Genomic DNA, 9,922 nt, shown 5'->3' on the forward strand with positions numbered 1-9,922 from the left:
TGCCAGGTGCTGCCGCCACCGGTGGCGGCAGCACCTGGCACGGGCCCGGCACCGCCGACGGCGGCTGGTCGTCCGCCGAGCGGCTCGACGGCGGATCCGTCCCGTCGGCCCAGTGGTCGGGAGCCGCCTGGTCCACCACCGGCGCGGCCGTCGCCGAGCCCCCCGCCCGCACGAACCGCCGCGTCCTGTGGTCCGCGCTCGCCGGGGTCGCCGCCGTCGGGGTCGCCGTGACCCTGGTGCTGACGTTCGTCGTCGGTGGCGGGGACGAGGACGACAAGGCCGGCGGCCCGAGCCCGACGCCCACGACAGCCGTCTCGCAGCAGAGCGGTCCCGGCGGATCGCCGACCCCCTCGCCGACCGGCACCACGGCCTCCCCGCTCGCCTCGACGCCCGAACTCCCCACCGGCTACGAGCTGTACGAGGACGCGGAGGGCTTCCGTATCGCCCGGCCCGTGGGGTGGTCGCGCACCAGCAAGGGGTCCCAGTACGGCATCGACGTGGTCAACTACCGCAGCGCGGACGGCGAGCGCAGGCTGCAGGTCTACCAGGTCGCGGAGGAGTCCCCGGAGGCGTCCTTCGAGCTGTACCTCTCCTCCGACACCCCCAAGCCGGACGGCTTCGAGAAGCTCGGCCTCCAGCCCGTCGAGGAGGGCGGTTTCACCGGCGAACGGCTGGAGTACCGGGCCGACACCCTCAGCGGCGAACCGGACATCGGCCCCTGGCACGTCTACGACGAGCGGTTCGTCGCCCAGGACGGCCTCATCTACGCGGTCGCCGCGTACGGCCTGGAGAAGGACGGCGGCCAGGACGAACTGGAACTGCTGACCACGGCCCTGTCCGGCTTCTGCGCCTCCTACGCCTGCGACCCGGCGTCGATCGACTGAACCGGTGATCGACCGACCTGGTGCCCGGCCCTGCCCGTCGCGCTGCTTTTGACCCTGTTTGTCCGCAATTTCAGTGAGCCAGCACACTTTCGGCCATCGATTGCGCATGCAATCGGGACATCGGGGCATGCGACGACGGTCCCCGTCAGTGACACCCGTGTGACACAGGGGAACCGAACAGGAACGGAAGGCAACACCGATCATGGCCGGACAGCACGCGCGGCGGGAGCCGCACACCATCCACGCGGGCGGCGAATGGCGCGCAGCCGTTTCCGGAGCCACCCGCGAGATCCTCGACCCCGCCGACGCGCGGCCGTTCGCCGTCGTCGCCGAGGGGGACGAGAAGGACACCGACCTGGCGGTCGCCGCCGCCCGCCAGGCGTTCGACTCAGGACAGGGCCCCTGGCCGCTCACCCCCGTCGCCGAACGTGCCGCACTGCTGCGCCGCGTCGCCGATCTTCTCGTACGCGACCGCGAAGAACTCGGTCTCCTGGAGAGCCGGGACGCGGGCAAGACCGTCGAGGAGGGCCGGGTCGACATCGACTGTGTCGCCGACGCCTTCCGCTACTTCGCCGACCTGGTCGCCGGGGAGTCGCCCGGCCGGGTCGTCGACGCCGGCTCGACCGACATCCACAGTGTCGTCGTGCACGAACCCGTCGGCGTGTGCGCCCTGATCACCCCCTGGAACTACCCCCTCCTCCAGGCCAGCTGGAAGATCGCCCCCGCGCTCGCGGCCGGCAACTCCTTCGTGGTCAAGCCGAGCGAGATCACCCCGATGACGACGATCGCGCTCATCGAGCTGCTGGTCGAGGCCGGTCTGCCGGAGGGCGTGGCCAACATCGTGACCGGTCCCGGCCACACCGTCGGCGCCCGGCTCGCCGAGCACCCCGACGTCGACCTGGTCTCCTTCACCGGCGGCCTGGTCAGCGGCACCAAGGTCGCGCAGGCCGCCGCGCCCAGCGTGAAGAAGGTCGCCCTCGAACTCGGCGGCAAGAACCCCAACGTGGTCTTCGCCGACGCCTGCGCCACCCCCGAGGGCTTCGACACCGCCGTCGACCAGGCCCTCAACGCCGCGTTCATCCACAGCGGCCAGGTCTGCTCCGCGGGCGGCCGGCTGATCGTCGAGGAGTCCGTGCGGGACCGCTTCGTCGCCGAACTCGCCCGCCGCGCCACCAAGATCCGCCTCGGCCGCGGCACCGAGGACGGTGTCGAGTGCGGGCCGCTGGTCTCCGAGCAGCAGCGCGCCAAGGTCGAGTCCTACGTCGCCTCCGCGCTGGAGGAAGGCGCGGTGCTGCGCTCCGGCGGCCAGCGTCCCAAGCCCGCCCCGGAACGCCCGGAGAGCGGCTACTTCTACGAGCCCACCGTCCTCGACCGCTGCCACCGCGAGATGCGGGTCGTGCGGGAGGAGGTCTTCGGACCGGTCCTCACCGTGGAGACCTTCCGCACCGAGGAAGAGGCGATCGCCCTCGCCAACGACACCGAGTACGGCCTGGCCGGTGCCGTCTGGACCGCCGACGCCGGACGGGCCCGCCGGGTCGCAGGCCGGCTGCGCCACGGCACCGTGTGGATCAACGACTTCCACCCCTACCTCCCGCAGGCGGAGTGGGGCGGTTTCGGCAAGAGCGGAGTGGGCCGCGAGCTCGGCCCCGCCGGCCTCGCCGAGTACCGCGAGAGCAAGCACGTCTACCAGAACCTCGCGCCGAAGCCGGTCCGCTGGTTCGCGGGCTGAGCCCACTCGCCCCTCTCCTCTCCCTCAAGACTTCCCTGGAGTACCCCCATGTCCGAGTCCAAACAGGAGTACGACTACGTCGTCATCGGCGGCGGGACAGCAGGTTCCGTCATAGCCTCCCGCCTCACCGAGAACCCCGACGTCACCGTGGCCGTCATCGAGGGCGGCCCGAGCGACGTAGGCAGAGACGACGTCCTGACCCTGCGCCGCTGGATGGGCCTGCTCGGCGGCGAACTCGACTACGACTACCCGACCACCGAACAGCCGCGCGGCAACTCCCACATCCGGCACAGCCGCGCCCGCGTCCTCGGCGGCTGCTCCTCCCACAACACCCTGATCGCCTTCAAGCCGCTGCCGTCCGACTGGGACGAGTGGGAGGAGGCCGGCGCCAAGGGCTGGGGCGCGGTGCCGATGGAGGCGTACTACGCCCGGCTGAAGAACAACATCGTCCCGGTCGACGAGAAGGACCGGAACGCCATCGCCCGCGACTTCGTCGACTCCGCGCAGAAGGCGCTCGACGTCCCGCGCATCGAGGGCTTCAACAAGAAGCCCTTCGACGACGGCGTCGGCTTCTTCGACCTGGCCTACCACCCGGAGAACAACAAGCGTTCCTCGGCGTCGGTGGCCTACCTGCACCCGGTGATGGACGAGCGGCCCAACCTCACCATCCTGCTGGAGACCTGGGCGTACAAGCTGGAACTGGACGGCACCCGCGCCGAAGGCGTGCACGTGCGCTCCAAGGACGGCCGGGAGACCCTGATCAGCGCCCGCCACGAGGTGGTCCTGTGCGCGGGCGCCGTCGACTCGCCCCGGCTGCTGCTCCACTCCGGCATCGGCCCGCGCGAGGACCTCGAAGCCCTCGGCATCCCGGTCGTCCACGACCTGCCCGGCGTCGGCGAGAACCTCCTCGACCACCCCGAGTCGGTCATCGTCTGGGAGACCAACGGCCCGATCCCCGAGAACTCCGCGATGGACTCCGACGCGGGCCTGTTCGTGCACCGCGACCCCGAACACCCGGGCCCGGACCTGATGTTCCACTTCTACCAGGTCCCCTTCACCGACAACCCGGAGCGCCTCGGCTACGAACGCCCGGCGTACGGCGTCTCGATGACCCCGAACATCCCCAAGCCCAAGAGCCGCGGACGGCTGTACCTGACCAGCGCCGACCCGGAGGTCAAGCCCGCCCTGGACTTCCGCTACTTCACCGACGAGGACGACTACGACGGCCGCACCCTCGTCGACGGGATCAGGATCGCCCGCGAGATCGCGGCGACCGAGCCGCTCGCCGGCTGGCTGAAGCGCGAGGTGTGCCCCGGCCCGGACCTCACCGGTGACGAGGAGCTCAGCGAGTACGCCCGCAAGGTCGCGCACACCGTGTACCACCCGGCGGGCACCTGCCGGATGGGCGCCCCCGACGACGAACTGGCCGTGGTGGATCCCGAGTTGAGGATCCGCGGCCTGGACGGCATCCGCATCGCGGACGCGTCCGTGTTCCCGACCATGACCGCCGTGAACCCGATGATCGGGGTGCTCATGGTCGGTGAGAAAGCCGTGGACCTGCTGGGAGGTGGTGCGTGATGAGTACGACCGCGACCATGGAGAAGCCGCCGACGACGGACAACGCCGTGTTCTCCGTCGACGGGCTCTGGAAGGTCTTCGGCCCCAAGGCGGACCGCGTCCCCGAGGACGCCGAGCTGGCCGCCCTCGACCCCGCCGACCTGCGCGCGCAGACCGGCTGCACGGCCGCCGTCCGTGACGTGAGCTTCGACGTCCGCAAGGGCGAGGTCTTCGTCGTCATGGGCCTGTCCGGCTCCGGCAAGTCCACGCTGGTGCGCTGTCTGACCCGGCTCATCGAGCCGACGGCCGGCACGATCTGCATCGACGGCGAGGACGTCCGCGCGATGGACAAGTCCCGGCTGCGTGAACTGCGCCGGCACCGCGCCGCGATGGTCTTCCAGCACTTCGGTCTCCTCCCGCACCGCACGGTCCTCGACAACGTGGCCTACGGCCTGGAGATCCAGGGCGTAGGCAAGGCCGAGCGCCGGGCGCGGGCCGCCGAGGTCGTCGCCAAGGTCGGCCTGGAGGGCATGGAACAGCGCAAGCCCTCCCAGCTCTCCGGCGGCCAGCAGCAGCGCGTCGGCCTCGCACGGGCGCTCGCGGTGGACCCGCAGGTCCTCCTGTTCGACGAGCCGTTCAGCGCCCTCGACCCGCTGATCCGGCGGGACATGCAGGAGGAGGTCGTCCGCCTGCACCGCGAGGAGGGCCGCACCATGGTCTTCATCACCCACGACCTGAGCGAGGCGCTGAAGCTCGGCGACCGCATCGCCCTCATGCGGGACGGCAAGGTCGTCCAGCTCGGCACCCCCGAGGAGATCGTCGGCTCCCCGGCCGACGGCTACGTCCGCGAGTTCGTCCGGGACGTGCCGCGCGAACAGGTCATGACGGTCCGCCGGGCCATGAAGCCCGGCGACTGCGCGGGCCCGGCCCACCCGGGCGCCCTCGCCCCGGACGCCGTGGTCGCCGACGCGATCAAGGTCGTCGCGGGCCGCGGCGGACCGGCCTGCGTCGTGGAGAACGGACGCTGCCTCGGCGTCGTCGACCACGAGCGCCTGCTCGGTGTGGTCGCCGGAACGGAGATCCCCGGGGGAGCCTCCGGAACGGAGCTCCGCAAGGAGGCGGTCTGATGGCCACCGTCACCGCGTCCACGCCCCGCGCCCTGCCCACCGGTCTGCTCAAGCACCGGGCGGTCCACAAGCTTCTGCTCATCGCCCTCGCCGCCGCGATCCTCGTCCCCCTCGCCAACGCGCGCTGGGCGAGCGGCAGCTGGCCGAGCGCCCTCACCGTCGACCTCACCAAGCCGCTGAGCAGCACCAGCGACTGGATCATCGACAACCGCGACAGCCATCCGCTGTTCCTCTACGGCTTCGGCTACATCAGCAACGCGGTCGTGATCTCCGTACGCGCCGTCTACCTCCTCCTGCTCGGCGCGGGCTGGGCCGGTGTCACCGCGCTCGGCGCCCTCGTGGCCTGGCGGGTCGCCGGGGTCAGGCTGGCCCTCGGCACCACGGCGGCCTTCCTCGCCTGCGGTCTGCTCGGCATGTGGGTCCCCACCATGCAGACCCTCGCCCTGATGGTCGTCGCCGTGCTCGCCTCGGTCGTCGTCGGCGTCCTGCTCGGTCTCGCCGCCGGACTGTCCCGCCGCATGGACAAGGTCCTGCGCCCGGTCCTGGACACCATGCAGGTCATGCCCGCCTACGCCTACCTCCTCCCGGTGGTCCTGGTGTTCGGCATGGGGGTGCCCGCCGCCGTCCTCGCGACCGTCGTCTACGCCGCCCCGCCCATGGCCCGCCTCACCGCGCTCGGCCTTCAGGGCGCCGACAAGGAGGTGCTGGAGGCGGTCGAGTCGCTCGGCACCACCGCCCGCCAGCGGCTGCTGACCGCCCGTATCCCGCTGGCCCGCAAGGAACTCCTCCTCGGCCTCAACCAGACCATCATGATGGCGCTGTCCATGGCCGTCATCGCCTCCGTGATCGGCGCCGCCGGTCTCGGTGACCGCGTCTACCAGGCCCTGGCCTCCGTCGACGTGGGCGCCGCCCTCGCCGCCGGCATCCCCATCGTGCTGCTGGCCGTCGTCCTCGACCGGGTCACCGGCGCGGCGGGCGACGGCGCCGAGGGACACGGCCGCGCGGGCTGGGCGTACGCCCTCGCCGGGACCGTCGTCGTGGCGGTCGCCGGACGGCTCCTGGGCCGCCGCGACTGGCCCGACGCCTGGACCCTGAACATCGCCGAGCCCGTCAACCGGGCCGTCGACTGGATGACCGCCCACCTGTACTCCGGTGTCCCCGTCGTCGGCGGCACCGCCGACTGGGCCGGCCACTTCACCACCTGGGTCCTCGACCCGGTCCGCAGCGGACTCCAGGGGCTGCCCTGGTGGTCCGTGCTGCTCATCGTCGCCACCCTGGCCTGGCTGATCGGCACCTGGCGCACCGCGCTCACCGCGGTCCTCGCCATGGCCGCCATCGGCGTCCTCGGCGTGTGGACTCCCGCGCTGGACACCCTGTCGCAGGTCCTCGCGGCCGTCGCCGTCACCCTCGTCCTCGGCTTCGCGACCGCCATCGCGGCGGCCCGCAGCGACCGCGTCGAACGGCTGCTGCGGCCCGTCCTGGACGTCTTCCAGACCATGCCGCAGTTCGTCTACCTGATCCCGGTCGTCGCGCTGTTCGGCGTGGGCCGCGCGCCCGCCGCCGCCGCGGCCGTCGTCTACGCGCTGCCCGCCGTCGTCCGCATCACCACGCAGGGCCTGCGCCAGGTCGACCCGGCCGCCATGGAGTCCTCCCGCTCGCTCGGCGCGACCAGCTGGCAGCAGCTGCGGCAGGTCCAACTGCCGCTCGCCCGGCCCGCGTTGCTGCTCGCCGTCAACCAGGGCGTCGTCCTCGTCCTCGCCGTCGTCGTCATCGGCGGCCTGGTCGGCGGAGGCGCGCTCGGCTACGACACCGTCTTCGGCCTGGCCCAGGGCGACCTGGCGACCGGCCTGGTCGCGGGCGCCGCCATCGTCTGCCTCGGCCTGATGCTCGACCGGGTCACACAGCCGACCGAACGCCGCTCGGGGAAGGGAGCCTGACATGCGTGTACGTGCGATCGCGGGCGTCGGCGCCCTGCTGCTGCTCACCGGCTGCGGTGCCGCCGACATGACCAAGCAGGCCTCGCCCTTCGCCAACGCCCAGGGCGCCAAGTCGCTGACCCTGTCCGTCCAGTCCTGGGTCGGCGCACAGGCCAACGTGGCCGTCGCCCAGTACCTCCTGGAGCACGAGCTCGGCTACCGCGTCGACACCGTCCAGGTCGACGAGGTCCCCGCGTGGGACGCGCTCAGCCAGGGCCGGGTCGACGCCATCCTGGAGGACTGGGGCCACCCCGAGCAGGAACAGCGGTACGTCAAGGACAAGAAGACGATCACGCCGGGCGGCGGACTCGGCGTGACCGGGCACATCGGCTGGTTCGTGCCGACGTACTTCGCCAAGCAGCACCCGGACGTCACCGACTGGAAGAACCTCGACAAGTACGCCGACCAGATGCGCACCGCGGAGAGCGGCGGCAAGGGCCAGCTGATGGACGGCTCCCCGTCCTACGTCACCAACGACAAGGCGCTGGTGAAGAACCTCAAGCTGGACTACCAGGTGGTGTTCGCCGGCTCGGAGGCCGCCCAGATCACCCAGATCCGGCAGTTCGCCAAGGAGAAGAAGCCCTTCCTGACCTACTGGTACTCCCCCCAGTGGCTGTTCAAGAAGGTCCCCATGACCGAGGTCAAGCTGCCCGCCTACAAGGAGGGCTGCGACGCGGACCCGGCGAAGGTCGCCTGCGCCTATCCGCACACCCCGCTCCAGAAGTACCTCAACGCCGACTTCGCGAAGTCCGGCGGCAAGGCGGCGGCCTTCCTGAAGAAGTTCAAGTGGACGACCGAGGACCAGAACGAGGTCTCCCTGATGATCGCCGACCAGAAGATGACGCCGGAGGACGCGGCGAAGAAGTGGGTGGACAGCCACGAGTCCACGTGGAAGGCGTGGCTGTCCTGATCACTGTTTCCGCAGTTCGGCGGCCACACCTCGCAGCGCCAGGGCAGCCCGGCGCTGCAGGCCGGGCCCGAACGTGACGCGGGTGGCCCCGAGTTCACCGAGTGCGGTGGGCGAGGGGCCCTCGCCGTCCAGGCGCCCGAACACGTTGAGCGGCCCCTGGATCCCGGACCGCAGCAGCGGCAGGACACGCGCCGAGGCGCCGATCGGATAGACGCAGTCGGCACCCGCGGCGACGTACAGCGCGGCCCGCTCGATGGCCCGCTCGGGATCGCCGTCACCGTGCACGAACGTGTCCACGCGCGCGTTGACGAACAACCGGTCACCGGCCGCGTACCGCACCTCGGCGAGCCGGTCGGCGTGCTCGCGCGGATCCCTGAGGACCCCGTGCTCTGAGTCCTCCAGGTTGCAGCCGACGACCCCCGCCTCCAGCAGCCGCTCCACCAGCTCCTTCGGCGCCAGCCCGTACCCGCCCTCGACGTCCGCCGACACGGGGACGTCCACCGCCCTCGCGATGCGCGCCACCGCGGCGAACATCTCGTCGGCGGGCGTGGCCCCGTCCTCGTACCCCAGGCAGGCGGCGATCCCGGCGCTGGGCGTGGCGAGCGCCGGGAAACCGGCCTCCTCGCACACCCGGGCGCTGACCGCGTCCCACGGGCCGGGCAGCACGAGCGGATCGCCCGGCAGACGGCCCCGGTGCAGGGCGCGAAAGACATCCACCTTGCTCACGGCCGGTACCCCCCGGGCGCGATCCGGCGGGCGACCATCATCCGGTTCCAGTTGTTGATCGCGACGACCAGAGCGATCAGATGGGCGAGCGTGTCCTCGTCGAAGTGCCGGGCGGCGTTCGCGAAGACGTCGTGAGGCACGAACCCGTCCGTCAGCACGGTCACCGCCTCCGTCAGCGCGAGCGCGGCCCGCTCCCGCTCGTCGAAGACGCCGTCCGCCTCCTCCCAGGCGGCGAGCAGGTCCAGCTGCTTCTCGCCGACCCCGTGCTTGCGGGCGACGGCCAGGTGCATGTCCAGACAGAACGCGCAGTGGTTGAGCTGCGAGGCCCGGATGACGACGAGTTCGGCGAGGGCCGGGTCCCCGAGCCCCTGTTTCGCGGTGGCGCTGAGCGCGGACAGGGCCCGGGCGACCTCGGGGTCGAGCACCTCCGTACGGCTCACTGGTGCCGGCCCGCCTCGTAGTGCCCCGGGACCATACGGCAGGTCACCCCGAACCGGTTCCACGCGTTGATCACGGTGATCGCGGCGATCAGCTGGGCCAGCTCCGCCTCCTCGAAGTGCTTGGCCGCGTGGTCGTACACCTCGTCCGGCACGAACCCGTCGGTGAGCACGGTGACGGCGTCGGTCAGTACGAGGGCCGCGACCTCCTTCTCCGTGTAGAAGTGCTGCGACTCCTCCCACGCGCCCAGCTGGATGATCCGCTCCACGCTCTCGCCGGCCGCCAGGGCGTCCTTGGAGTGCATGTCGAGGCAGAACGCGCAGTGGTTGAGCTGCGAGGCACGGATCTTCACGAGCTCCAGCAGCCTGGGGTCCAGACCCCGCCGGGCGGCGGTGTCCAGGCGCAGCATCGCCTTGTAGACCTCGGGGGCGTGCTGGGCCCAGGCGAGTCGGGGGGTGTGTTCGGGGGCGTGGGTGTCCGCTGTGGTCATGTCTCGACCCTAGGAGCCGAGCAGCCCACGGGTATGGTCCACTTTCATGGCGAAACCCTGGGCCACTTTCGGTATCGACCTGCAC

The 9,922-nt window shown here is 71.5% G+C and carries 9 protein-coding genes; 6 read left to right on the top strand and 3 right to left on the bottom strand.

Annotation, left to right across the window (positions count from 1 at the left end):
* From EHS43_RS27235 to EHS43_RS27260, 6 genes are all read left to right on the top strand, one after another.
* A partial coding sequence (locus EHS43_RS27235; RefSeq protein WP_260470732.1) for a hypothetical protein occupies positions 1–884 on the top strand: 884 nt, incomplete at its 5' end.
* A 202-nt stretch (positions 885–1,086) separates the two neighbouring features.
* Complete coding sequence (locus EHS43_RS27240; protein ID WP_125193396.1) at positions 1,087–2,613, top strand: aldehyde dehydrogenase family protein; 1,527 nt, start codon at positions 1,087–1,089, stop codon at positions 2,611–2,613.
* 48 nt (positions 2,614–2,661) lie between these two features.
* Positions 2,662–4,191, top strand: a complete 1,530-nt coding sequence (locus tag EHS43_RS27245) for a GMC family oxidoreductase (protein ID WP_125193397.1) — start codon at positions 2,662–2,664, stop codon at positions 4,189–4,191.
* A complete protein-coding gene (locus EHS43_RS27250; RefSeq protein ID WP_125193398.1) occupies positions 4,191–5,297 on the top strand; it encodes a glycine betaine/L-proline ABC transporter ATP-binding protein in 1,107 nt (368 codons plus the stop codon). Before EHS43_RS27245 ends, EHS43_RS27250 begins: the two co-directional genes overlap by 1 nt.
* Complete coding sequence (locus tag EHS43_RS27255) at positions 5,297–7,234, top strand: proline/glycine betaine ABC transporter permease (RefSeq protein WP_125193399.1); 1,938 nt, start codon at positions 5,297–5,299, stop codon at positions 7,232–7,234. The genes EHS43_RS27250 and EHS43_RS27255 overlap by 1 nt, the downstream gene beginning before the upstream one ends.
* Before the next feature lies 1 nt (position 7,235).
* Entirely contained in the window at positions 7,236–8,183 is a 948-nt protein-coding gene (locus EHS43_RS27260; RefSeq protein WP_125193400.1) for an ABC transporter substrate-binding protein, read from the top strand.
* On the opposite strand, the gene EHS43_RS27265 is transcribed toward EHS43_RS27260, so the two are convergent.
* Genes EHS43_RS27265 through EHS43_RS27275 form a run of 3 tightly spaced genes read right to left on the bottom strand, consistent with a single transcriptional unit; the run spans position 8,184 to position 9,837 of the window.
* Positions 8,184–8,909 (bottom strand): isocitrate lyase/phosphoenolpyruvate mutase family protein, encoded by a 726-nt coding sequence (locus EHS43_RS27265; protein ID WP_125193401.1) that lies wholly within the window; start codon positions 8,907–8,909, stop codon positions 8,184–8,186. It lies immediately after the preceding gene.
* Positions 8,906–9,349, bottom strand: coding sequence for a carboxymuconolactone decarboxylase family protein (locus EHS43_RS27270; protein ID WP_125193402.1), 444 nt, complete (start codon positions 9,347–9,349; stop codon positions 8,906–8,908). Before EHS43_RS27270 ends, EHS43_RS27265 begins: the two co-directional genes overlap by 4 nt.
* A complete protein-coding gene (locus tag EHS43_RS27275; protein WP_125193403.1) occupies positions 9,346–9,837 on the bottom strand; it encodes a carboxymuconolactone decarboxylase family protein in 492 nt (163 codons plus the stop codon). The genes EHS43_RS27270 and EHS43_RS27275 overlap by 4 nt, the downstream gene beginning before the upstream one ends.
* Positions 9,838–9,922: the final 85 nt, after the last annotated feature.

Source organism: Streptomyces sp. RP5T (assembly GCF_003933965.1).
Lineage (GTDB): Bacteria > Actinomycetota > Actinomycetes > Streptomycetales > Streptomycetaceae > Streptomyces.